This window comes from Alcanivorax borkumensis SK2 (genome assembly GCF_000009365.1).
Lineage (GTDB): Bacteria > Pseudomonadota > Gammaproteobacteria > Pseudomonadales > Alcanivoracaceae > Alcanivorax > Alcanivorax borkumensis.
This window is the reverse complement of sequence record NC_008260.1, coordinates 1021921-1048232: the sequence shown is the minus strand read 5'-3', so window position 1 is coordinate 1048232 and position 26312 is coordinate 1021921. Positions and strand designations below refer to the sequence as shown.

The window sequence follows — 26312 nt, the reverse complement described above, 5'->3', positions numbered from 1 at the left end:
CCTAGCTCCGTCCAATTCCACGATATTCCAGCCCCTGTGCCTTAACAAATGCAGGGTCATAAATATTACGGCCATCGAGAATAAGCCCGGTCCGCATCTCTTGTTTCAAACGCTGCCAATCTGGGCTCCAATAAGGTTTCCACTCGGTGACCAGCATCAATGCATCGGCGCCCAAGGTGGCCTCGTAGGGGGTATCACACAGCAACAGTTTTCTATTTTGCTTCTCAGCCCAGCGTTTTAAATCGGGCAAGGCCTTGGGATCATGCACAGCCACGTCCACACCCTGCGCCCATAACGCTTCTATAATCTTCAAGGCAGGCGCGTTTTCTACCCGGGCTGTGCCCGGCTTGAAGGACGCCCCCCAGATCGCAACCCGCTTACCTTTTACACAGCCGTTGCAGTACTGCCAAAACTTGCGAAACAGAACTTCTTTTTGCCGTTCATTGGTATGCAACACCTGCTCGAGTAAACCAGGCTCCGCGGCTTTCTGCTGCTGAGCATCCAGCAAAGCCAGTACATTACTGCTCAAGCCAGGCCCGCCAAATCCGCATCCCGGGTAAAGGTAAGCCTCACCTATACGAGAGTCTGCCCCCATTGCGACGCGTACCGCATCAATATCCACGTCCAACGACTCCGATAAGGCGGCCATGTCATTCATAAAACTGATTCGGGTAGCCAAAATGCCGCTGATGGCGAGTTTTGCGAACTCCGCCTCCCGCAGGCTCATCACCTGAAGAACATCTTTACGCCGATTGAAAGGGCGCAGCAGCTCACGCATCAGGGCCTCGCCTTCGCGCTCATAACACCCCAGCAAAATACTCTCAGGACGAGTAAAGGTCAGGAAGGCATTCCCCTCCTGAATCAAATCTGGCAAAGCCACTAGAGCCGCATCATAGCCTGCAGACAATAAGTATTGCCGCAATCGTTCCGCCACCCCTACGGGCCCCACGGTCTGGTTCACCACCAATCGACAAGCGCCAGGCTTTACATCAACAGCGAGAATATCCTCTGCCAAGGTTTCGCTACCCGGTGACAAAGCAAGAAACACCACCTCCGAGGGCGAGATATCAACTGCGCTTTGTCCTCTTAACAAAGGAACCAAACGGCCCGCGCTGATCTGCTCAACATACAAGCGGTCCAGCCCTTGCTCGTTAAATAACGGTTGCTCTTGATTTAGCTGCTCATGCTCCTCTATACCAAATACGTACCAAGCTACCTGATGCCCGGTCTGAGCAAGCGCCGTTGCCGTTACCTGGGCGCATAACGTGTCGCCATAAACCGCCACCTGCATATCACCAAACCCTTCGCGTTATCCTCATACGATAGACACCCGCAAGCAAAGTACCTGCAGAGCCCAATAAACCATCCACATTAGTGCTGGCTAGCTTCGGCCATCATGGCTCTGGCATGCTCGCCCAAATCTGGGTGTCGCGCAGCATAATGGAATATAGCGCGCAAATAGCCCGCCTTGTTACCGCAATCGAAGGTCTGGCCACGCATGGAATAAGCCTCCACAGGGCTTTGCTTAATTAATGTTGCAATCGCATCGGTGAGCTGAATCTCGTTACCTGCCCCGGGTTGTGTCTCAGCAAGAATGGCCATAATTTCACCGGGGAGCACATAACGGCCCACGACGGATAACCGAGACGGAGCCTCATTAATAGGCGGTTTTTCTACAATGGCGCGCATGGCAGCAGAATCACCAGCTTTGGGGGCATCCCCCTCCAAAGCCACAATTCCGTATTGATCAACCCTCTGCGCGGGAACCTCTTCCACCATAATTTGGGCGGCAGACGTATCATGATAACGGCGGACCATAACCGCCAGATCCTCTTCTATATCCTGGCAATCCACCAACACATCGGGCAGCAACACCGCGAAAGGCTCATTGCCTATCACCGGGGCGGCACAGGCAACCGCATGCCCCAGCCCCAGGGCGTGATGTTGACGCACAGAAATAATATTTACATCCGCCGGAAGGATATTCTGCAGCGCATCCAGCAAAGCCGTTTTACCTTTCTTTTCAAGCTGATGCTCTAGCTCAAATTGGGTATCAAAATAGTCTTCAATCGCGCTCTTGGAAGAATGGGATACCAATACAATATCTTTGATCCCTGCTCGAACCGCCTCCTTTACCACGTACTCAATAGCCGGTCGGTCCACAACGGGCAACATTTCCTTCGGTATCGACTTAGACGCCGGCAACATACGCGAACCAAACCCCGCCACCGGTAACACTGCTTTTCTAACCATTATGCCCTCTCTTAACCACGCACCGCCCAAGGCTTAGTACCAACAATCCGATAAGTGCGCCCGCCACATTACCGGCCATATCGCTCCAAGTGGCGGAACGCCCCGGAATCCATATCTGTACCACTTCAATAACGGCCCCAAGAGAAATGATGGCCATAAGAACAATTAAAAAAGGAGCCCCAAGCCATGCCAACAACAAGGCAATCAAGGCGCCAAAAAAAACATGCGCGTACGCATCCACATTGCCCAAATGAAGCAACTGACTAATCGACTCCCTTAATTCTCCTGGCAGTAATGCACCCAAAATAAAAATCGTCACACTGAAAATAAGAAATAAAAGAGACCGCTTTTTACGCTGCATGGCATTCCAAGATTAATCATTTCCAAAAAGATCACGGGTGTAAACCTTGTCAGCCACCCCTTCCAGTTCACTCACCATACGATTAGAAACAATCACATCACAGGTTTGAATAAACGTTTCAAAATCGCGAATCACCACCGAATTGAAAAATGCCTCCTCCGCCAGTGCCGGCTCGTAAACCACGACTTCAATACCTTTCGCCTTCAGCCGCTTCATAACACCTTGGATGGAAGAGGCCCTAAAGTTGTCCGACCCCGCTTTCATCACCAACCGGTAGATACCCACACGGGCGGGGTTACGGCGTAAAATATCTTCGGCTATAAAATCTTTACGTGTCCGGTTGGCATCCACAATGGCCTTAATCAAGTTATTCGGCACATCCTCGTAGTTAGCCACTAACTGCTTGGTATCTTTGGGCAAACAATACCCCCCATAACCAAAAGAAGGATTGTTGTAATGCCCCCCAATCCGCGGATCAAGGCAAACCCCATCAATGATCTGACGGGTATTCAAGTTATGGGTAGCGGCATAGCTATCCAGCTCATTGAAATAGGCCACCCGCATAGCCAAATAAGTATTGGAAAAAAGTTTAATCGCTTCTGCCTCGGTTGAATCTGTCAATATCACAGGAGGAGCAACGGTTTCCGCCCCCTGAACAAGCAAGTCAGCAAAAATACGAGCGGCTTCACACTGGGCCCCTACAATGATTCGAGAGGGGTGCAAATTATCATGCAGGGCTTTGCCTTCCCGCAAAAACTCCGGAGAAAAGATGATATTTTCAACACCAAAACGTTCCCTCAGCGTCTTCGTATAACCCACCGGCACCGTCGATTTAATTATTATGGTAGCGCGGGGATTAATAGCCAGCACATCACTAATTACCAGCTCGACACTACTCGTATTGAAATAATTTGCCTTTACGTCATAGTCAGTGGGAGTCGCCACTACTACAAAATCGGCACCTTCAAATGCCATATTTTTATCGGTTGTCGCGTGCAAATCCAGCGATTGCGCTGTCAGAAAGCACTGAATTTCAGCATCCTCAATCGGGGAAATTCCGTTTTGAACTTTCTCTACCTTTATGGCATCAATATCTAGCGCCACTACGGTGTTATTCTGGGCCAGCAACACCGCATTGGATAACCCGACATACCCCATTCCCGCCACTGCAATTTTCATTAATTTCCTCAATCCCAAACAGCTGAAAAGCTTCCGTATCGTCCATCCATCAAAACAAAATAACGCTTAAGCTAAATATTCTGGCCGCGCAAAAACTCAAACGGAGCGGTATTCTACGATCCACAGTTTACAAAGGCACCGCCAACATAGCCAAAAGAGGCTAAAGGTGGAAGGCTTACCTTACCGCCTTATTGAAAGGCACTATGTTGCATTGTTGATAAGAAGCCAATCCATTGGCCCTATCCTTTTCACACGGAAATGAATGGAAGCTCCGCACCGACAAACCCGTAAACGTGGATGCAATAAGCCGCTATTGGAGTGGAATCCAAACGTTCACTGGCTGGCCGGCGGCTCGAAAATGTGTATCAAGCTTATCGACCAGAGCACGCTTAGCGCCTTCATCACCGTGCACCACGCGAATTTCTTCAGGCCCCCGCGCTATTCCTGCCGCGAACCGAAGCAAATCCTGCTGATCACCATGGGCTGAATAACCGCTAATGGATTCTACTGCAGCTCGAATGGGGTAGGTTTCTGCCTCTAGCCTCACACTGCCGCCCTGCTCGCTTCGCTGAATCTCCCTGCCCGGCGTCCCCGCAGCTTGATACCCCACAAACAGCACATTGTGGCGCGCATCGCCCAGCATCGCTTTTAGGTAATTCACAATGCGGCCACCGGCACACATGCCACTGGCGGCAATCACCACCGCCGGCCTTGCGGTGCCAGCCAAGTGACGAACCATTTTCATGTGTGCCTCATGGCTGTCCACCGTTAGTAGCTGTTCAAACGCCAACGGCCGGCGGTCTGCCCGCAAGCGTTCGCGGGCCTCCTCGTCCCAGTAAGGCTCAAGCTCCCGGTAAACCTGGGTAAACCGGCTCGCCAATGGAGAATCAAGGATTATCGGCAACTCATCCCAGTCCAGAAACGAATGCATGGCGGCGCCCCGTTGGCGGTGGATAATCGCCTCCAACTCATAAAGCAGCTCTTGGGTACGGCCAATACTGAACGCAGGAATCAATAAAGTCCCCTTGTCACGTAAGGCCTTAACCAACGCATCTTCTAAGCGCTGCTGCCGCGTCTTCCGCCCTTCATGAAGACTATCCCCGTAGGTGCTTTCTATCACCAACACATTCGCAGCCGGTGGGGGCTCCGGTTCCGGCAGAATTGGCGCATCAGCAGCCCCTAAATCCCCGGAAAACACCGTGATGTGCTCACCGGCCAATCGGCAAGACACATGGGCCGAGCCCAAAATATGCCCCGCCCTGCCCAAGCGAATCTCCGCCACCGTTCCATCAGCCATCTCCAGGGCATGCCAATAACCAAACGGCACAGGCACTAACGCCGCCTCCAGCCGCGCCATAAAGCGCTCCACATCTGCCGGCTTGCGGCTCACCCCTAAGCGAAAGGCATCTTCCAACACAATGGGCAGCAGCTTGGCCGATGGGCCACTACAGCAAATCGGCCCGACATAACCCGCACCCAACAACCACGGCAGCCGCCCCACATGATCAATATGCACATGGGTGAGCACCACTGCCTGGATCCGGGAAATATCGAAATCGATGGCCAAATCATCTGCGCTAGCCCCAGCTGGACCAACATCACCGCCCTGGAAAAGCCCACAGTCGATGAGCACAGAGCAATCTGGGCTAGCCACCCATTCATGGGCGGAACCCGTTACACCACGCACGGCACCATGATGAAAAAGATGAGGAAACCCGCCTTCAGGCAGGTTATTGGAACGTTCCATGTGAACTCCTCCACAATGTCGAGGCAGGCCCTCCTTGGCCCGGGGCAAATCCGATCACCGCACAATACCGCATTACGGTTATGCTTAATCCGTTCTGCGCAATCAGCTAGCCCTTACACAATGGCCGCAATCAACTGCTTAACACAGGCTTCAATGTCGTTTTCAGCGGTATTCACCACAAGCTCCGGCTTGCTCGGGGCTTCGTAAGGGCTGTCGATACCGGTAAATTCCTTAATGATGCCCTGGCGCGCTTTCTGGTACAGGCCTTTGGGGTCGCGCTTCTCGCACTCTTCCAGCGGCGCATCCACAAACACTTCCACAAACTCACCGTCGTCAAACAATGCACGGGCCGCATCACGGTCTGCACGAAACGGGCTGATAAACGCCGTCACCACAATCAAGCCCGCATCTACCATCAACTTAGCCACTTCAGACACCCGACGGATATTCTCGGTACGGTCTTCATCGCTCATGCCCAGGTTCTTGTTCAAGCCATGGCGAACATTGTCACCGTCTAACAAGTAGGTGTGATTACCCTTCTCGGTCAGCGCCACTTCCAACGCATTGGCCAGCGTGGATTTGCCAGAGCCAGACAACCCGGTCAGCCAGATACACTTAGGCTTTTGCCCCTTAACCTTGGCGCGGTCGGCCTTCGATACATTCGATTCATGCCAAACCACGTGGGCTTTGGAGTCGTTCGCTTTTTCCTGGTACGGAGACTTCTCAGACATGCAATATTCCTTCAATTGAACGTTCACGTTAAAAGTTGAGAAGAACAACCCTCAACTTCCGGGCTCAGCCATGCTGTATGCCCTCGATCATAGCCGCCAGCATCCTTGAGTGTTGCTCTAGCTCAGAAAGCCAACGGCCGGCTTTTTCCTCGTCGATGTAACCGATTCCATGGCCCGAAAGCCAAAATCCTTAAACCCGGTAAAATACCGCCACATCACCACATAAAGCGCAGTATCGCGCTTCCATACATCCAGATTTTCAAACCGGAGCATCCATGCCCCTCCTGCTTGGCTCCCTCCATGGAGCGCAATATTGTTTTGTTTTTCCTTTCAACTTTGAACGTCTCACGTTCAACTCAAAGCTGCTCGGCATAGTTCCTCGGCATAGCCTTGCTAGAACCGCCAAACCATCGGAATAACGCTAAGGCTAATCACCGCTACCACCACACTCATGGGAAAACCTATCTTCAGGTAATCGCGGAAGGTGTAACCGCCCGGCCCCATAACCATCAGGTTGGTTTGGTAGCCCAGCGGGGTCATAAAGCTGGCGGAAGCGGCAAACATAACCGCGACAATAAAGGGCATAGGGCTCACTCCCAACTGCTCGGCCACGCCAATGGCGATGGGAAAAACCAGCACCGCCGCCGCATTGTTGGTGATCATTTCGGTGAAAATCGCAGTGAGCAAATACACGATCACTAGCGCCATAAAGGGCGACAAACCGCTATCCGGGATAGCCAGCTCCACAATCCACGCCGCCGCACCGCTAGACTCCATGGCCTTGCCCAGCGCAAAAGAAGCGCCAATGACCACCAACACCGGCAGGTTCACACTCACGTTCATCCGCGAACGGTTTACCGATACACAGCGTAACGCCAGCATCAGGCCTGCGGCCAGCATGGCGGCTTCCAGGGTAGAAGCCAGCCCCAGTACATTGGCTAACACCATAGCCACCAGCACGGCCACCGCCAGCGGCGCTCGGCGAAAATCCGGTGGGGTAGAATCTTTCAACGGGCTCACCAGCATAAAATCGCGCCGGTATTGATACTGCTCCACAAACTGTTCGCTCGTTTCCAGCAGCAGGGTATCGCCCACCTTCAAACACTGCTCGCCCACCTTGCCTGGCACCCGTTTACCATTTCGGCTAATACTTAAAATGGCCGCCTGGTAACGGGTGCGGAATCCGGTTTCCTTCACCGAACGGCCAATGCCGGGAAATTCCGGGCTCAACACCACTTCCACTAAGTGCCGCTGATGGTTGTTGAGCCCTAACTTGTGGGCCCCACCATGGGCAGCCTGCAAGCCATTAATACGCTGCAATTCCCGAGCGCACTCCGGCACCCCAACAAAAGCCAGTAAATCCCCTTCCTGCAAGGTCATTTCTGGGCCCACTGCCGTAAACAAACGCTCATCACGCTGAATATCGGTCAAAAAGCCGTGGGTAAGATTGCGCAGCCCCGCATCCTGAATCGTGCGGCCCGCCAGTGGGCTACCTTTCGCCACCAGCATTTCCACGTGGTACTCGCGGGCATCTTCCCACTGGGATGCCATGCTCGCCCGGTTGGGCAGCAAAAAACGGCTTATTAACAACATGAAAGCCGCCCCCCCTAACAGCACAGGAATGCCCACCCAGGCCACATCAAAAATACCGAACGCCGGCAGCCCTTTTTCCTGAACCAGACCATCCACCACCAGGTTGGTGCTGGTGCCAATTAAGGTACAAGTACCGCCGAGAATGGCCGCGTAACTCAGCGGCAACAGCAGTTTAGACGCCGATAACCGTAACCGTTGCGCCCACTCTTGCACCGCAGGAATCATCATGGCCACAACGGTGGTGTTATTCAGAAAAGCACTCAGAATAGACGCTGGCGCAATTAGCCTAAACTGGCTGGAAAACACGGATTTTGGCTGCCCTAATAACCGGTGCGCCACCCAATAAATCGCCCCGGTATCCCGTAGCGCAGCCGCCACCACGTACAGTGCCGCAATGGTCATCAACCCCGGGTTAGCAAACCCAGACAGCGCCTCCCCCGGCGAGACAATCCCGCTTACCATCACCAACACCAGCGCCGCCATCATGGTCATATCCGCAGGCACACGGTTACTCACCAGTGCGCCCAGCACAGCCAACACAATCAATAGTGTTATCAGTATTTCCAGGGTCATTAGAGCAACCAGACAAAGCCCACGCCGCGCAGCAGATCGCACAGCCAAACCGGCATTTTACAGGGAGAAGGGAATATAAAAAGGGGGTATTTAGTCAAATATAGAATAAGCAAAACCCAGCATACTCAAAAAATCATGGCGAAGTACCACAGCGTCTAATCTGGCCTAGACAACAGGCCTAAACGATAAGCGCATAGAAGCAAGGAAGACAAGGTAAGCCGGATTCGCCCGACATACCCCCCCAAAAAAAGACTACTCCGTAACGCTAACGGCTTTACCGGTAAAGGCCGGCAATTCACGTACCGCAAGGCTCTCGGGTGACTCAGCACCCACCCCCTCTGGCTGATACCCATTGACATAACTACGCAGTAAAGCCCGCAGAGCATCCTGGTCGGCACGGCTTAACGCCTTACGGAACGCCTCCAGGGCAAAATGCACCTCGTCCCAGCTCAGCTTTTCCTCATGGGCCTGCATAATCATTTCATGCTCAGTGCGGATGCTGCACTCACCAATCAATAACTCTTCATAGAGCTTCTCACCGGGCCGCAGGCCGGAAAAGGCAATCTCAATGTCACCCTCCGGCATTTTCTCATCGCGCACCGTCATCCCCATCAAATGCACCATGGTGCGGGCCAAGTCAACAATTCGCACCGGCTCACCCATATCCAACACGAATACTTCGCCGCCCTGGGCCATGGCACCCGCCTGAATCACTAACTGGGACGCTTCAGGGATGGTCATAAAATAGCGAATCACATCCGGGTGGGTCACCGTTACCGGGCCGCCTTTACGAATCTGGTCACGGAACAAGGGCACCACCGAACCAGACGAGCCAAGCACGTTGCCAAAACGTACCATCGAGAACACGGTGTCCGAACCCCTAGCGGCTATGGCCTGGAGCACCAGTTCTGCAAAACGCTTAGTGGCCCCCATCACGTTAGTTGGGCGAACAGCCTTATCCGTGGACACAAGAATAAAGTGCTTCACATGAGCAGCTTCTGCTCCCAGTGCGGCCTCCAGCGTCCCCAAGATATTATTGCGCACTCCAGCCGTAGGGTTAGCCTCCACAATCGGCACATGCTTGTACGCTGCGGCGTGGTACACCGTATCCACCCGTTGGTCACTGCAAAGCCGCTCCATCAAGCCCCGGTTCACCACTGAACCGAGCACCGCCTCAATTTCGACGCTTTTACCAAGGCTGTCCGCCGTTGCTCGCAATTCTTTCTCAATGGCATATAGGCCAAATTCACTTTGATCGAGCAACACCAAGCGGGAAGGGTTCAACTTAAGAATCTGGCGACAAAGCTCGCTACCAATGGAGCCCGCCGCGCCCGTCACCAGAACATGCTTACCACTAATACAGCGCGACAGTAAATCCGCGCGGGGGGGCACCGGGTCACGGCCCAGCAAGTCTTCGATAGACACGTCTTTGACTTCTTCAAGCCGCGCCTTGCCGCTAGCAATATCCGCAAACGAAGGCACCGTCTGCACATGCACATTCAGGGTTTCCAGCCAGCGCACCACTGCCATCCGTGTCGCCCGGCTCTCAGACGGCAGAGCCAGTAACACCGTACGAATAGCCCCCCGTTCTACCGCTTTTTCCAAAGCGCGCCGCCCCACCACCGGCACACCGCAAAGCAACATCCCCTGTTTACCGGGCGCATCGTCCACTATCATCAGCGGGCGCAACTCGGTGGAAGACAATAACCCAGACACCAGCTGAGCCCCCGCTCCACCAGCACCGAATACCGCCACCGCTTCACGCAAAGTATGCTTACCTAGCACGTTATAAAGGAAACGGCGCATCATAAAGCGGCTGCCCCCTAGGTATAGCACTAGCAACGCCCAGAAAATAATAAACACTGAACGCGGGGTAGAGCCCGATACCATATAAGTCGTCGCCGCCAGCAGCACCACCGAAAGAGTCGCCCCAAACAGGATAGACCACGCCACTTCAGCCCCTAGGTAACGCACAACCGAACGGTAAAAACCGAACGCATATAGCACCGGCAGCACCACCAACGGCGTAGCCATCAGCAACCATAGGTCGGCCACTTCCGGGGCGGCGGTATTGAGGCGCAAGCCATAGGCAAGCCAGAGTAATAGGGGGGCGGCGACTGCATCAGCACCCAGCATTACCATTCTTTTGGCAGTACGAGGCAGTGACACCATCCGGTGCACAGGGGAGTAGAAGTACTTGTTTTTCATAATAGGTCAGTCCATGCGACCAAAGGGCCGGCCAACACAGCTAGATCCCTCTTAGCCATAAAATTGGGACACACATCACACAAATTAACCGGTATGAATATTATAAGCCGTTTCACTGGATATCCAACGGGTAGAAAGCACTATTCCCGAGACAAACTAACCCTAAATCGTGACATTTAAGCGACAAAAAAACCCTCTTCCTAGCGGCCTTTACCCGCAACGGTGAGTCTTTTTCAATCTGTTGCAAACAGGCGCTCGGCAGGCAACCGAACGCTCACCCTGCGATAGATCGCCAAACACAACAACGCTGCGGCAACCGCTAACACCCGCAGCATCGCATAGGCAAGAAGCTTAAACACCAGTAGAAAAGCGAGAAAAGAAAGCAGCACAATGCTCGCTGAGAACCGGCAAAAGGGAATCAAGCACTCACCTCATCGGTAGCTCGAATTAGCCCAAAGAACGTAATCAGACAGCCATATGCACTAGACGTAATCGACATTCTGATGCGTTTACCTGTCACAATAATTGTCGGATTACACCTTACAGGCTAATTCGACCTACAAATCACAAACACACACATCCATTCGTATGTCGTGTTTACCCCAGGGCACAGAGAGGCCCAAGGCCGTAACCCGACACTTATGAAGTCACGTCACTCATCACCTTGCGCAACACTTCACAAGTCTTATCAATCTCGGCCTCGGTTAATGTCGGGTGCACCAGAAACATCAAGGAACTCTCACCCAAAGCCTTAGCTACCGGCAAACGCTCTTCAGGCCCCAAACCAAGGCTGGTAAACGCCTTCTCCAAATACACCTCGGAACAGGAACCCGAAAAGCACGGCACTCCTTTTGCAACAACGGCATTCATAATCTGGTCACGCACGCCTGCAACGGGCTCATTAAACGCGGCTTCATCCACAAACACATAACACTTGTAACCGGCATGACCAATGTCTTCAGGCACCACAGGCACCCGCAGCCCCGGCAACGAAGCCGCCGTTTCCCATATTCTTAGGCAGTTAGCCTGGCGCGCGGCGATCCATTCAGGCATACGCTGCAGCTGAATACGACCGATGGCGGACTGCATTTCTGTCAGCCGCCAATTAGTGCCTACAGATTCATGCAACCAGCGAAACCCAGGCGGATGCTCACGCTCGTACACCGCCTCCCAGCTTTTGCCATGATCCTTGAAGCTCCACATACGGGACCACAGCTCACGGTCGTTGCAAGTGACCATGCCCCCTTCTCCGCCAGTAGACATAATTTTGTCCTGGCAGAACGACCAGCACCCCACATGACCTAAGCCACCCACCGGCCTTCCTTTGTAGGTGGCACCATGGGCCTGGGCACAATCTTCAATAATAAACAGACCCCGCTTCTCAGCCAGCGCCATCATGCCATCCATATCACAGGGCCAGCCGGCAAGATGCACACACACCACCGCCTTAGTCTTTTGCGTGATCACTGCCGCCACAGTATCTGGGGTAATGTTCTGGGTATCCGGGTCCACATCGGCGAATACGGGTATAGCCCCAGCATTAATCACTGCGGTGGCCGAGGCCAAAAAAGTGCGAGGCGTAACGATTACCTCATCACCAGGACCAATCCCGAACCCTCTTAGCGCCAGATCCAGCGCGAGGGTGCCGTTCCCGACAGCGATAGCAAATTCCGTACCGGCAAACGACGCAAATTCACGTTCAAATTCACGTCCCTCCTGACCCGTCCAGTAGTTTACCTTGTTGGAAAGGAGTACGCGGGACACCGCTTCTGCTTCTTCCTCAGTAAAGGAAGGCCAGGGGGAGAAAGGACCGTTAAGCATGGAAATCCTCAGAGAATTTTTTGCGGGCGAGCAGGGGTACCCACCACCGTCAAACCATCTTGAATATCAGATACCACTGTGGCGCCGGCGCCTACCATCACATTTGAGCCAATGCTGACCCCCTGTCTCACCTGGCAGCCGATACCAAGCCAACTGTGCTCGCCGACCGCTACCGTACCTGCCAGAGCCGATCCTGGGCAGACATGACTGTACGCACCAATCGTACAATCATGGTCGATGGCCGCTCGAGTATTCACTATCACTCCTTGGGCAATGTGAGCATCTGCATTGATCACAGCGCCGGCAACCACAAGCACCCCCGACTCAAGCATAGCGTACTGGCTTACGGTCGAAGCCGGATCAATCACGCTTGCAACGGGCAAACGACGATCGAGCAGCCATTCACACCACTGCTGCCTGGCCTGGCTATTTCCGATGGCAACAAAGTAGCCATCGCATTCATGAGTTTGCGCATCTTCCGGAAAACCCAGCAACGGCCAGTGGGCGTGAGTCTGTTCAGAGAGGCCAAAACGTGGATCAAAAAAAACCACCTTGGACCAGCCAGCCCGCTCAGCGGTATCCGCCACCACCTTGCCGTGCCCGCCGGCACCGATAATCCCAAGACGACGGCTCATTTCTGGCTCCCGGTAAAACGCGTCATGGTCGCCTCACCATCCTGATTGATGTCGTCCCGCTTGATCACCTTCCAGACCGTCAGAAACAGGATTTTTATATCCAGCCACAGAGTCCGGTTTTCCACATACCAAACGTCCAGCTCGAATTTTTCATCCCAACTCAGGGCGTTACGGCCATTCACCTGCGCCCAACCGGTAATTCCGGGGCGGACTTCATGGCGGCGCGCCTGGCGATCAGAATAGAGAGGAAGATATTCCATCAACAAAGGGCGCGGCCCCACCAGGCTCATATCGCCCTTCAGCACGTTCCAGAGCTCAGGCAGCTCATCGAGGCTACTGGAGCGAAGAAACTGGCCAAAGCCGGTAAGCCGGTCCGCATCCGGCAGCAATTCACCGTTTGTACCACGGGCATCCGTCATGGTGCGGAACTTGGCCATTTGAAACGCACGGCCATCCATTCCTGGCCGCACCTGCCGAAACAACACCGGGCTACCCAGTTTTACCCTGACCAGCACAGCCAATAGCAAAATCACCGGGCCAAGCACCAGCAGCCCACACAGGGCGCCCGCGATATCCATCAACCGTTTCATCACAGCCCCATTTCCTTGAGCATTACCGCATTCACCTTATGTACATCGTACTTCTCTTCCGCCATCTGCCGCGAACGCGCCCCCATGGCAGCCGCTTGTTCGCGGTTCTCTATCAGCTTGATCATGGATTCCGCCAATGCAGACACATCCTGCACCGGTACCAGAAAACCATTGTCCCCATCCACCACAGTCTCTCGACAGCCGGGGGCATCGGTAGTAATCACCGCCCGCCCCATGGCCATGGCTTCCAGCACAGTGCGAGGGGTCCCCTCACGATAGGAAGGCAGCACATACACACTACTGTCGGCAATGGCCGGGCGAACATCCGCCAGCTTGCCAAGAAACTCCACAGTACCCGAAGCCACCCACTCCTCCAGCTCCTGCTGGCGAATGGCATCCGGATTATCATCAATCCAGCCTACCAGCCGGAACACTGCATCAGGATACTGCGCTTTAACCAAGGCGGCGGCTTGGGCGTACTCGCGAACGCCCTTGTCACCAAGCAGGCGGGCAATCAGAAGAAAGGCCGGCGCCGCCGGCAGCGGCGACACCGCATATTCCGCCACATCGACACCGGAGCCATTGACCACACGGGAAGGGATGGCGGTCTTCAACAATTTCAACTGCCTGAACAACGCCTCATCATCCGGGTTCTGGAAAAACACCAGACGATTTCGAGACAGGGAAAACCGATACAGCTGCTGAATCAACATCCGCAGGACCTTACGCAATCCTGTCGCCTCACCAGTAAAGGCATACCCCAGGCCTGTGATCAGGGCAAAGCGGTTACGGGCCCCACCCAACCAGGCCGCCAAGGTGCCGTAAATGACCGGCTTTATTGTGTAGCCAAGCACGTAATCCGCCCGGATCTGCCCGACCAGCTTGCGCAATGCCAGCAACGCAGAAAGATCCGTCACGGGATTCAAGCCGGTACGCTCAAGAGGAATATCGTGAACCGTCACCCCCAAACCCGTAAGGCGCGAAGCAATATCAGATTCAGCCTCCAGCCCCGGCACCGCCACATGCACGGTGCAGCCCGCCTGAATCAGCCCTTCAATCAACGGACCACGAAACTTGATCAACGAATCCGGAAAACTGGCCACCAACAAAAAAACCGGGTTTGTCATCGAGCGCCACCATCAACAGCCGGGGTGTCTGACTCGGCTGGGTACCGTGAACGGCCAACCACCGAAATCAGCAAAAAGATCAGCATGGGAGCAAACATCCATTTCTGTCGCAGAGCGATACCCAAGTTCGCCGTTGTCATGGCAAGAATCAGCCAGGCACATAATGAGTAGATCCAGAGGAACATCCTGTTGTGAGCCAACAAATGGGGAGGCAATGGTTTTTTAAGGATTGCCCAGCCCCCAGCAATGAACAGGAACAGCAAGATGGTGTTATCCAGCGCTGCCGCCAACGAGAAAAGATTGCGAGCCTCAATCAGGGTGGGGCGGAACAGGTAGGTAAACATCTGCACCGGCGGGCTCATACTGGAAATATCAACCGCACCACCGCCTTTCAGGTTATGTCCCTGGCGGCCTTCAATGTACTGCATGACATCGTCAGCGCCCGCATCTTCCCCGACTCCCGCGTAATTCAGCCCAAGCGGAACCAGGAAGACGGCAGCGGCCAGCGCAATCCCGCCCAGCACCACCCGTTGCGGTAGCGGAATGCCCCGCTGAAACACAAAAGAACCAGCCAGTCCCAGCCCTAACATCCCAGCCATATGAGGACGCACCAGCAACATGAGCAATACAGCCAGAACTAACAGCCACCAACGGCGCTTCAAACTCAATGCAGCCCAGAGCGACAGTCCCATGGCACAGAACGACAGCGCATCCTTACCCAGCCCGGAAGACCAGAAACTGACCGACGGAAGGAAAACAATCAGGGTCGCCAATAGACGAATATTGCGTGACTTATCCCAAGTGACTTCACGAAGGGCACCATCAAATGCCAAAAGGCCAATAAAACCGAACAACTGGAATACTAGCGAGCAACCAAGAAACGAGAGGCCCATACCTTGCGACAGGAAAGAAACCACGAAGCGGACACCGTAGGTACCAAAAGCAAAATCGATATCAGGGTGCAAACTCATCCTGAAATAGCCGGAGGCGTCCCCCCCGTAGTTAAGTACGTAGGCAAGATAAATAACACAGAAAAAACTGTGCCAAAGATAAAGGGAAACAGATCTGGAGAATGGGGCACGGAAGTACCCTCTTACCGAGACGGCAAATACCAAGCCTGCGATAAAGATGAAAAGCGCCAGAACAAGCTGAAGCGGCGTCGAATCAAGATCCGTCAACGCTCACCTCCTGTAAACACGAGGCTCGAACTGATCGCTTCAAGCTGACTTTCAATTGAGAAACCCTTACAGACTGCGGCGCGGCCGGCCTGCCCTAACCGTTCTCTAAGTGCCACATCACTAATCAGCTGACGAAATGCTTCCTCCCACTCATCAAGTCCACTGGCAAGCATTCCACAACCAGCACCTTCAACGATAGAAGGGTTGACCCCAACAGGGCTGGCAACCACTGGCACACCGGAAGCCATATACTGAATCAGCTTGTAGCCGCACTTACCCTTCTCCCAAGGGCCATCTTCCAGCGGCATGATGCCAATAACCATTTCCCGAATCAGAGCCGCCTCGGTATCTTCAGACCATGGCTGAACCTCCACCTCGACACCCGGCAACCGGGCAACGATGTCCGCTGTGACACCCACCAGCAAAAGTCGAAACGCCTGCAGTTGGGCCAGTGCCTGAAAAGCCGGCAACAGCTGCTCAACATACTTCTGCGTCGTCGGCGAGCCAATCCAGCCAACCGTAAAGGGTTGGCCAGCCTTCTGCCGGGCATCATAACGGTGGTGATCCACCACCGTGGGAATCAAAACCACCCGCCTGGCACCAGCAGACCTGGCGCGCTCTGCCAGGTAATCATTGCCTGCAATTACACAGGCAGCATGGCGCATCACAGAATCGATCTTCCTGCCAAGCAGGCGACGTATCCACTTGTTCCGGGCAAGATCATAGTTGTGAAAAATGGCATCATCGTAATCGACGACATACCGTACACCCACCCAGGACAACACCACCTCGGCCCAGGCCGGAATATAAGGGAAAAATTCTTTCTCTACCCAAATCACGCGGTAGCGCCAAAAGCCGAACAACACCAACAAGCGACGGAGATAAGCCAGGACAAGGCCTGAACGCGAGCGCCCCTTGCCCGAATAAAGAGAATCCAGATAAGCCTCATCAAACAACGGCTTAACAGTAAAATCCCACCCTTTATCCTCGAGAAATGGCAAATACTGAAAGGTGCGCAGGCGGGAGCTGGCACCTTTACGCGCATACTTGGGAAGCACCAGCACACGCCTGCTCATGATTCAACCTGAACAGACAACAGCGCCTTACGATAGGCTTCAACGCTGGCTTCGAGGGAAAAGTGTTCAACACCCACGGAACGACAATGGGAGCGATACCCCTCTCGCGATGGCAGCACCTTATGGATAAACCAGTCAGCCACGGATGCCAAAGTGTCAGAATCACAGCCATCGACGAGAAATCCAGAGTTTTCATCAATGAAATGAGAATCCCCTACCCCACGGGTGGCCACTACCGGAAGACCACACAGAAGGTATTCACCCAACTTGATTGGGGCCACCCCTTGCATAGAGAAGGTAGGTTCGCGGAACGCCAGCCCAAGATCAGCAGCAGCAAGCCATTGAGGCACCTCATTAGCGTCAACGCGCATCACAGTCACGCTAGAAGCAAGGCCACTGTCATAAGAAAAAACCAGGTCAGTCATTACTTCAGGGGAACCACTTAGCACAAGAAAGTGAGCATCCGGGCGGGACTCGCGGATAAGGCTAAACAAAGACAACATAGCCTCAGGTAAATACTGAGGTCCAAGCGAGCCAGCATAAACCACTAAGGGAGCATCAGCAGGCATACCCAAGCGCTCTTTTAGCGCAATACAGTCCGACGTCTCTCGAGGTGAGAACAACGCTTTATCACGGCCATTACTGACAACATGAAACTTTTCGGCCGCAGTGCCCGCACCTGCCCGGGCTTGAAGGATAGAAATCACTTTGTGGGAACGAGTCAGGACCACATCTGCACGCCGAACGGCCTGTGACTCAACGTCCCTAAGAAGGCGATAAACCAGGCTGGAGGGACGCTGACCTGCAAAATCAACACGCTCATCAAGAGGAAGACCGTCTGCATCAAACACAAACGATGTTTTTTTGCCCCGCAAATACAAAAGTGAGCTCAACGCGGGAAGTGTGCTACGCGCCATGATGATATCAATATCATGTTCATTAATAGCCTTGCGAACCTGTCTTGCGCCCAGCAAGGAAGTAAGCAACCCGCCAAGGGCAACGTGCCGACGAATGACAGGGACGTATGTATAGCTACAGCACTTCGATTCGCATTCCAGCTTTCTTCGATTCGTCACTTCAGCGGAGGACCATGAAAACTGGAGGACGTGAAAGTGCAAACCGAAATGTTGAAGCTGCTTAAAAATAGGCAAAAACAGGCTTTCAAGATAAGAGACTTGAGGGCCGTCCCAGGTCACGAACAAAACATTCATATCAAACCGCGTTCAGAAAGAAGACGAGTGTAGAGGGTGTCTATATCAGACACATATCGGTCTTCGCTAAACTCCCTTCTGGCCCTCGCCAGGCCAGCAACAGAAAATTTATCTCTTAATTCCGATGACGTGTATAGTTTTAAAATATTGTGAGACAAGACTTTGGGGTCAAACGGAGGGCTCAAAAGTGCCGTTTCGTTCTCAACCACCACCTTTGGAATCCCGCCCGTCCTCGTAGCAACAATAGGAACCCCAGCATACATTGCCTCCACAAGAACCAACCCGAATGCTTCAAAAGCTGATGGCAAACAAAAAACATCCATTAGCTCATAGTAAATTCGAGTATTGACTTGATAACCTGCGAATATCACCCTGTTTAATACACCCAGATTCTTCGCCATCGTTTTAAGCATATCTTCGTCAGGCCCTGTGCCGACGATCAACAACTTCGCGTTGGCCGAATGCTCCAAAAGCATCTCGAATGCTCTAAGTAAATCACTTACCCTTTTATGCTCGTCAAAAAGTCGTCCAACAGTGCCGATCACAAAGTCAGAGTCACTTATTCCCAACTCCTTCCTTAGGCAAACAACCTCCTCGCTTGCAGGGGCGGGCTTTTCTGCAACCCCATTGGCAACCATGGTGACTTTATACTTGGGAACAAAAATCTTATTTCTCAGGTAGCGCTCAACTGCGGGGGAGACTGCAACCATATGATGAATAAAAAAAACCAGGAATCGATAAAGCAAGCTTCCCTTCCAGCTTCTATTTTGTGGATCGCTAGTCTCTTCACCAATAATTACAGGAACACTGCACCGTCTGCCAACGATTGCGGCCATGTTGACCCCCTCGAAAACTGCCCCATGAATAATATGGGGCTTAAAGTCCTTCACCGCTGCAGCAGCACGCCGATACCTCTCAAAGTCAAACACCTTTTCAAACTCGCCAACCTCAACTATTTCACAACCCTCTTGTTGAAAAAGTTCAGGCAGCCCACCTATTGCTTTAGTACAGATAATCCTCTGTTCATACCTAGAAGAATCAAGGCACTTAACAAGTGAAAGCCGTGTTTGCTCAACCCCACCAGACCCAATTGTCTCCAAACAATGAAGTACGCGTATTTTATCCATTCCCAGATCCGCTTTTAGCCAGGCCACTATAAAGATTGTCCAGCTCTACCATATAATTCTCAGGCTCAAATCTGCCTCTAACGGACTCTTTAGCACATTCGCCAATCTCAGTTAAATTTTCTCGTTGATTCCAAATTTGGTAGAGGGAATCACACAAAGAAACAGGGTCTGAATTATCGATAAGCCAACCCGTTTTACCATGATCAATAATCTCAGGCGCCCCCCCCACTTTTGTGGCCAGAACAGGAACCCCACATCCCATTGCCTCTACAAGCGCAATACCAAAGCCTTCAGAGAGAGAGGGCTGAACATATATATCGCATTGAGAAACATAGGATCTTGGGTTATTTGAATACCCAACAAGCTCAACCTCATCTATTAAAGAAAGATCAGAGCATAGCGAAATACAGCTCTTCATCTGACTCCCGTCACCAACAACAAAAAGCTTAACGGGTACATTTTTTTCTTTCAGAAGAGCTACAGCACGAATAAGCGCAAGAGGATTTTTAACTTCCTCCAACCTACCAACATACCCAATTTTAAAAACATCATATTCCCGCCGTTCAGATGACAGACGCTCTGTCAAAATCAGCTCAACAGGATTGTAAATTCTTACAGCTTTACGAGCAGGCACCTCAGAGCTATTAACCAGCCAATCTTTTACTGCATCAGATATACCAATTACCCGGTGCGAAAAAGCGTACACCATTTTAAAGACCAGCTTAGCCAGACGACTATGCCGGGGAATACCAATCTCTTCACCAATCCTAACCGGAACTCTACATAGCCATGCAGAAATTAGCCCATGAAAGTTTGCTTCCGAACCATGACAGTGAATAACCCTAGGCTTTATTCTAACCAGCAACCCCAAAAGATTATAAATAACCTTAATATCAGGAATTTTGCCAGAGCAATTCAAGCAATAAACAGGAAACCCTATCTTTTCCAGCTCATCAGAAACAGCTCCGCCAGACCCAAGAGCGCAAAAGTAAATTTCATTGTTTGAGCAATGCGCATTTCGGGCGACAGTTAGAGCATGCGTTTCAACACCACCAAAATCGAGAGAGGTGAAAATATGTATTACCCTAACTGTCATGTCACGGCCTTATCATATCTTTAGCTGCGCTTTTCCAACCCTGGCTGTATCTATACCCGCCCTGCAGCCAAAAAAGGGACACATGAAGGAAGCGCAAAAACCTATTTCTTCCAACCAGTTTTATTCGCTTCCCTAATAGCTCAGCCCTTTTCTCAATATGCCACACCGATCCATTAACAACTCTCAAATCCGCATTTATATCACCAAGATTAGCGACTTCGAGAAGCCTTTCTCGATAAAGCTTCAAATAACCAATCTCAGCATTCCACTGATCGCGAGAGTCAGAAATTCCATACTTTCTCAAAGCATGAAAGAAACCTCCGCCCCCACTATCACTAACAACGGTGGTGGATGTATTATCATCATGTCGTCGATACTTCTGAAGCGGCTGCTCAACAATTCTCCTCCCCCCCATATAAATAGCAAGTTTGTTTAGCCAAGTATCATGGCCGGGAAAATCATCAGGAAAAGGCGAAACCAACTCAAAAAAACTTTTCCTTACGGATGAGCAGCACCCATAAATCACCCAGTCATCTCCCAAGCCTAAACTCCGAGCTTTTTCGAAGCTGGTAAAACCATAACTTACCAAATCCCCATCACAAACTAGTTGATCGTTAATGAATATTTGGGTTTGGGGGCTTTCTGAAAAACATTGCTCCACAACCGACAACTTACTTTTATCCCACACATCGTCCTGATCACTCAAACAAATAATATCCCCCTGACACAGGGACATTGCTTTTTCAAAATTTTTAACAAACCCAAGATTAGTTGCATTCCGGTGAAAAATAACAGGAAATGGTGCCAGCAGGGAAAAGCGTTTGACAATTTCTTCGGTGCTATCCGTTGAACCATCATCTGCAATCACCAACTCATCCGGAAGGCGAGTTTGCGACACAAAACTCTCCAACTGCTCCTTGATGAATTTCTCACCATTATATGATGTCATTGCGATAGATATTTTCATTTATCCACCAATATTAATCCCATGTATAAAATGTCTTATTCCCTGCTTCCTCGCACCCCAAAAAGCACACCAATAAATTAATGCAACTTAAATAGCGCCATTTTGATTCTGAAGCGACAGAACGGGAGCAATAAAGTTCAATGCACCGGAGTATGAAAGGTGATTTGAGTCATAAAAAACAGGCGTGCCATTTTTTTCAAATTCACACCATGCATCATCGCAAAAAGCCCCCAGAACGGGATAAAAACTTGCGCTCTCCGGCAATAAATTCATGATTATCTCATCGGAAAACCTGGCACGATTACCAGCAACCTCGAAAGGTACTCTAGCCTTATCTTCGCGACCGAAATTGCGAGCCATTGCTGTAGACTCGGGGACATTGAATCCAGCCTCAGGAACCGAACCAATAATAACAACTTTTTTCCCCATTCCGGCCAGACGATCAACGGTTCGTTTCAACGAACGTATAAAAACCAGTTCATTTTCATTTTTAGAATACGTTGCCGTAACATCATCTGCCATCAACGTCATTAGTGAACCGCCGCTTTCTGGTAACGTTCCTGTAACTTGATATGGCCAGCGCCCACCCAAAATAACAGTCTCGATGCTTCTGTCACCCTCAATGATTCTCCAAACATTTTCCTTGAAGGTCTTGCATTCTTTCTGACCTGGATGATTAACTCTTCGAGAACCATCCAGCAGGGGGCAGGCTTTCATCCAATATAGCGTACCCCTCTCTCCCTCAACTAAACTTGAAGCCGAAATGGCTGGTCTCAATGCCGCTGCATGGCTATCACCCACTACTATATAGCTGACTGGAAGAGATTGATCTCCGAAAGTACAGCCACCCCTTTCCTTCGTTCCGAAGCACTCATCACGAAGGGGATCGATATCCTTTGCCGCCATGACAGCTTCTAATGCATGAGGGCTAAGTCTGGATGGAAATCCTGAACCCAAAACAACAAGAAAGGAGACAATACCCGCTACTGCTACTCCCCCACCAAGCAACACTATCTTTTTAAGATCACCAAGATTTTTTCGTCGGAATGGGACTTCAACATATCTCCATGAAATGATTGAAAAAACCAAAGTCAAAATCATTCCAAGCACCACCATACTTCTATCAAGGTGCACGCTCGCGTTAACAACTCGCAGAAATGTTAGAATTGGCCAATGCCACAAATATAGTGAATATGATATCAAGCCAACATAAACAATGGGCTTACAAGAAAGCAGCTTCTTTGAAACGAAAGAATCACCACCAAAGTTAATAATTAGTGCAGCACCAGCACAAGGAATTAAAGCAGCCACCCCTGGAAAAACCATGTCACTTCGAACATAAAAGAACGAAAGCAATATTATAATCGTACCTAAGGCCGTCAGAGTTTCATTCAAAATGATACTCTTCGATTTCGGGACAACCCCTACCGCCAAAGCCACACCAAGCGCCAGCTCCCAAGCCCTGGCGGGAAGCATATAGTATGCAAACATTGGGGACTTTATGGAGAGCCACCAACCGAATACAAACATCACAATTGCGCCAACAGCAATCATCATCTTTATATTTAATTGAAGGCGGAAAAAAATAACCATAAGAACGGGGAAAATGAGATAAAACTGCTCTTCCACTGCCAATGACCAAGTATGGAGCAAGGGCATAAAATCAGAGCTCGGAGAAAAATACCCGCTCCCCCCCCAAAAATAAAAGTTTGACACAGAGAATATTGCTGCAATGGCTGATTTCGCCACACTTACAGATTGATCTGGAAGCCCCAACACAGAGAAAACGAGCAGAACAACGACAATCATGAACAATAATGCGGGAACAATTCGATTCACCCTTCGTTTGTAAAAACCAATAAACGAAAAGCTATTATTCTCAACTTCTCCCAGTATTATTTTCGAAATAAGAAAACCACTAATAACAAAAAAAACATCAACACCAACAAACCCACCGGGCAGCCATGCTGCACCAGCGTGATAAATAATTACAGGAATGACCGCCAAGGCTCTTAGGCCATCGATATCTGCTCTATATTTCAACCCAGCCACCTCAGCGTTCACCAACCACAATTAAATCGATTAAAATACATTTATAGATTTACAAAAAGCAATCACACAGCAGAGCCTAGCTGTCGAGCATCTTGACATCCGCACTTTACTCTCTCATAAAGCAAGATATCTTCGCGATAGTACCTACCAATAAAATCAACGACATTTTTACTGGCAAACACGCCCCCCACTTTTTGATCTCTGTCGACATAAACTCCCCTCTTTACAGCCTCTCTTGCCCCTTGAGGAAGCCAGGAAAAGAAAATACGGAACATTGGTTTCGAAAACCCCATAAAAAAACGCACAACATCACTGCGGTACACGACAGTGCTATTCAGTCTTGTCTCGCTTTCAGTGCTTTCGCCTACGGCATCAAGCGAACATCCAAGCCTTTCCTTTAAAATATCCACCAAATCGCCCACCATTTCTGAAGAATATATGTTGTCAATTAACAACTCATCTCCAAGGTAAATATAGTCAATTTGACGTTGAAAGTGGATATAATCATGCGGCAAGAGAACTTGCGGATCTTCGTATTTTTCAAGAAGTGCTATGCAGTTTTCCACTTCACTTCTGATTTCTCGTTCGCTCAATGCTTCAATTGGCTTTTCCCCATACATTCTCAAACGCTGTGTAACTGATGACGCAAAACGTTTATAAGGGTCCCTCATCACAGCAAACGACCAATAGCGATGAATCAGCTCAAGCTCAGTCGGGAAGTGCTCTTTTAAAATATAAAGCGGAATGTGAACAAAGTCGAGCATGCCAAGCTTTTCGTGCATATCAACACGATCAGAAAAAAAACCTTGTGATCGATCATATTCCTTTAAGTATTCCCGCACAGTTGTCCCGGCACATTTGGGAATGTGGACAAAAGCGATCTCATGCTTGTCATCTATAATCATATCTTCAACCTAAAACTGTTGGCATAAAGCCCAGTCTCTTCTTGAAAAGCCAAGCCAGCACTAAATTCCATATCACCAGGCCAGCTGTTACCGCACTAGCGGCACCCACGGCGCCAAAATCAGGAATTAGAATTACTGCCAATGCGACGCTAGCCATCAACGCAACCACTTGTCCAAGCAGTGTATCCTTCTCATAGCCACTCATGGTCAGGAACTGACCTACAGAACCACATGCCACGTTAAAGAGCTGCCCAGCAGTTAATATCGCCAGCGGCAACACGGCAGAATTGATGTATTCATCACCGTATAAGTAATGAACAATTGCATCTCCGACAAAAATTAGTGGCAGACCTATAGGCAACGCGCCAAATAGCGCCGCGCGGGAGGAATACCGGGACAGCATTTGCAGCTTATTTTTATCGCCTTCTTGCCTGGCTTTGATGATATGAGGACTGATAACAAGATTTATTAGAGCCAGAACAAAAACCACCAATGCCGACCCACTCATACCAATCTGCAAAGCAGCCACATCCTCTGGCCGGCCGAGCCAACCAAGAAAGAGAATGCCTATCTGGCTATTGAGAGTCCCAACTGCTGCAAGCAAGGTAAACGGCATTATTGCCTTTCCCCATTCTGCGGTCCGATATTTGGGAGCACTTAAGCGTACTTGGCCAGGAATTTTTAGCTGGAGGAACAGAGCCCCTACCAAAAAGGCCACTCCCGTACCCGCTATTTGAGCGCCCAAAGCTGTTGCCGGATTGAGCAATCCTGAAAACATCAACATAGCAGCTACTACGAGATGTGTAGCAGGCCTAAGCAACAAATCGGGCAACTGTGCAAGAACTACGTGACGCAATCCCTGCAAGGTATTTGACCTGACAGTATTTAAACCAAGCAGAGGCACAAGAAAGCTAGCGATCAGTAACAGCGCCCAACGATCATTTACTTCCCATTTGGCATTCCAACTTGCGGCCGATACGACAACGACTAGGAATAATGTTGCGGCAAGCACAACCCACTGATTCGAACGACGTAATACCCCCCGGAAGAAAGACCATTGCTCTGAATATTGGTATTTGGCGACCTCTCGTGTAATAAGCTGCCCAATTCCAGGCCCTACTGGAAGTGCCAACATGGTTATGAGGGACAGAACAAACACGTATTGACCATAACCTTCAGGCCCCAACCCTCTTGCCAGAAGCACCGATGCTCCAAGGGTTAGCGGCATCGACAGCAACTTCAGGCCGCCGACCCCAAGCACACCTCGCACTAATTGCGCTTTAAGTCCCTGCCCCTGCTTAATCTCTGCGAGACGAGTGCGCCAATTATTCAATCGTATACCTCTGCATCCAGCAGCCGTGCGCCTGCCGCATCCTTTTGCGATACGAGGGGCGATCGCGCTTCTGGTTCAAATGGCCAGTCAATCCCAATTTTTGAATCAGCCCAGTGGATGCACCGGTCATGCTCAGGAGCATAGAAATCAGTGCATTTATACTGAAAATCAGCCGTTTCGGTCATCACCAAAAAACCATGGGCAAACCCCGGCGGCACCCACAGCTGGTTCTGGTTCTCTTCCGATAGTATTTCCCCCACCCACTGACCAAAGGTGGGCGAGCTTTTTCTCAGATCTACCGCCACATCAAAAACCTCACCACGGGTACAGCGCACCAGTTTCCCCTGGGGCTGCTTGATCTGGTAATGAAGGCCGCGAAGGGTATTTTTGACAGAGCGGCTATGGTTGTCCTGGACGAAGGTGGCGTCGATACCGGCTTCGGCAAAGGCTCGTGCATTCCAGGTTTCCATGAAGAAGCCACGCTCATCGCCAAACACTTTCGGCTTGATGAGCTTTACCTCTGGAATACGGGTTTCAATCACTTCCATG

General features: G+C 51.0%; 22 protein-coding genes. All 22 read right to left on the bottom strand.

Annotation, left to right across the window (positions count from 1 at the left end; translation table 11 throughout):
* Position 1: 1 nt before the first annotated feature.
* The 22 genes from ABO_RS04830 to rfbC all read right to left on the bottom strand — a co-directional run bounded on the left by ABO_RS04830 (position 2) and on the right by rfbC (position 26311).
* The gene (locus tag ABO_RS04830) at positions 2–1291 is read right to left on the bottom strand and encodes a UDP-glucose dehydrogenase family protein (RefSeq protein ID WP_011588219.1); all 1290 of its coding nucleotides are present in this window, start codon (positions 1289–1291) and stop codon (positions 2–4) included.
* 80 nt (positions 1292–1371) lie between these two features.
* A complete protein-coding gene (gene galU / locus ABO_RS04825; RefSeq protein WP_011588218.1) occupies positions 1372–2253 on the bottom strand; it encodes a UTP--glucose-1-phosphate uridylyltransferase GalU in 882 nt (293 codons plus the stop codon).
* Positions 2246–2614 (bottom strand): VanZ family protein, encoded by a 369-nt coding sequence (locus ABO_RS04820; RefSeq protein WP_011588217.1) that lies wholly within the window; start codon positions 2612–2614, stop codon positions 2246–2248. Before ABO_RS04820 ends, galU begins: the two co-directional genes overlap by 8 nt.
* Before the next feature lie 12 nt (positions 2615–2626).
* Entirely contained in the window at positions 2627–3793 is a 1167-nt protein-coding gene (locus ABO_RS04815; protein WP_011588216.1) for a nucleotide sugar dehydrogenase, read from the bottom strand.
* Between the two features lie 310 nt (positions 3794–4103).
* Positions 4104–5540, bottom strand: coding sequence for an MBL fold metallo-hydrolase (locus ABO_RS04810; RefSeq protein WP_011588215.1), 1437 nt, complete (start codon positions 5538–5540; stop codon positions 4104–4106).
* A 113-nt stretch (positions 5541–5653) separates the two neighbouring features.
* Complete coding sequence (gene cysC / locus ABO_RS04805; protein WP_011588214.1) at positions 5654–6271, bottom strand: adenylyl-sulfate kinase; 618 nt, start codon at positions 6269–6271, stop codon at positions 5654–5656.
* A 393-nt stretch (positions 6272–6664) separates the two neighbouring features.
* A complete protein-coding gene (locus ABO_RS04800; RefSeq protein WP_011588213.1) occupies positions 6665–8437 on the bottom strand; it encodes an SLC13 family permease in 1773 nt (590 codons plus the stop codon).
* Between the two features lie 252 nt (positions 8438–8689).
* Positions 8690–10645: a nucleoside-diphosphate sugar epimerase/dehydratase gene (locus ABO_RS04795; protein WP_231868109.1), complete on the bottom strand. Its 1956-nt coding sequence runs from the start codon at positions 10643–10645 to the stop codon at positions 8690–8692.
* 639 nt (positions 10646–11284) lie between these two features.
* Positions 11285–12466 (bottom strand): DegT/DnrJ/EryC1/StrS family aminotransferase, encoded by a 1182-nt coding sequence (locus ABO_RS04785; RefSeq protein ID WP_011588211.1) that lies wholly within the window; start codon positions 12464–12466, stop codon positions 11285–11287.
* 8 nt (positions 12467–12474) lie between these two features.
* Complete coding sequence (locus ABO_RS04780) at positions 12475–13101, bottom strand: acetyltransferase (protein ID WP_011588210.1); 627 nt, start codon at positions 13099–13101, stop codon at positions 12475–12477.
* Positions 13098–13691, bottom strand: a complete 594-nt coding sequence (locus ABO_RS04775; protein ID WP_041704916.1) for a sugar transferase — start codon at positions 13689–13691, stop codon at positions 13098–13100. The genes ABO_RS04780 and ABO_RS04775 overlap by 4 nt, the downstream gene beginning before the upstream one ends.
* Complete coding sequence (locus ABO_RS04770) at positions 13691–14818, bottom strand: glycosyltransferase family 4 protein (RefSeq protein ID WP_011588208.1); 1128 nt, start codon at positions 14816–14818, stop codon at positions 13691–13693. Before ABO_RS04770 ends, ABO_RS04775 begins: the two co-directional genes overlap by 1 nt.
* On the bottom strand, positions 14815–15789 hold the full coding sequence (locus ABO_RS04765; protein ID WP_148201429.1) for a hypothetical protein: 975 nt from the start codon (positions 15787–15789) through the stop codon (positions 14815–14817). The genes ABO_RS04770 and ABO_RS04765 overlap by 4 nt, the downstream gene beginning before the upstream one ends.
* A 203-nt stretch (positions 15790–15992) precedes the next feature.
* Positions 15993–17072 (bottom strand): glycosyltransferase family 4 protein, encoded by a 1080-nt coding sequence (locus tag ABO_RS04760; RefSeq protein ID WP_011588206.1) that lies wholly within the window; start codon positions 17070–17072, stop codon positions 15993–15995.
* Positions 17069–18283, bottom strand: coding sequence for a glycosyltransferase family 4 protein (locus ABO_RS04755; protein ID WP_011588205.1), 1215 nt, complete (start codon positions 18281–18283; stop codon positions 17069–17071). Before ABO_RS04755 ends, ABO_RS04760 begins: the two co-directional genes overlap by 4 nt.
* A complete protein-coding gene (locus ABO_RS04750; RefSeq protein WP_041704915.1) occupies positions 18280–19410 on the bottom strand; it encodes a glycosyltransferase in 1131 nt (376 codons plus the stop codon). The genes ABO_RS04755 and ABO_RS04750 overlap by 4 nt, the downstream gene beginning before the upstream one ends.
* Positions 19403–20506 carry a glycosyltransferase gene (locus ABO_RS04745; RefSeq protein ID WP_011588203.1) on the bottom strand — a complete coding sequence of 368 codons (1104 nt, stop codon included), beginning with the start codon at positions 20504–20506 and terminating at the stop codon, positions 19403–19405. The genes ABO_RS04750 and ABO_RS04745 overlap by 8 nt, the downstream gene beginning before the upstream one ends.
* 1 nt (position 20507) lies before the next feature.
* On the bottom strand, positions 20508–21473 hold the full coding sequence (locus ABO_RS04740) for a glycosyltransferase (RefSeq protein ID WP_011588202.1): 966 nt from the start codon (positions 21471–21473) through the stop codon (positions 20508–20510).
* 87 nt (positions 21474–21560) lie between these two features.
* Complete coding sequence (locus ABO_RS04735; protein ID WP_011588201.1) at positions 21561–23516, bottom strand: acyltransferase family protein; 1956 nt, start codon at positions 23514–23516, stop codon at positions 21561–21563.
* A gap of 71 nt (positions 23517–23587) precedes the next feature.
* Positions 23588–24430, bottom strand: coding sequence for a sulfotransferase family 2 domain-containing protein (locus tag ABO_RS04730; protein ID WP_011588200.1), 843 nt, complete (start codon positions 24428–24430; stop codon positions 23588–23590).
* 4 nt (positions 24431–24434) lie between these two features.
* Complete coding sequence (locus tag ABO_RS04725; RefSeq protein ID WP_011588199.1) at positions 24435–25763, bottom strand: flippase; 1329 nt, start codon at positions 25761–25763, stop codon at positions 24435–24437.
* Positions 25760–26311: a dTDP-4-dehydrorhamnose 3,5-epimerase gene (gene rfbC / locus ABO_RS04720; RefSeq protein ID WP_011588198.1), complete on the bottom strand. Its 552-nt coding sequence runs from the start codon at positions 26309–26311 to the stop codon at positions 25760–25762. The genes ABO_RS04725 and rfbC overlap by 4 nt, the downstream gene beginning before the upstream one ends.
* Position 26312: the final 1 nt, after the last annotated feature.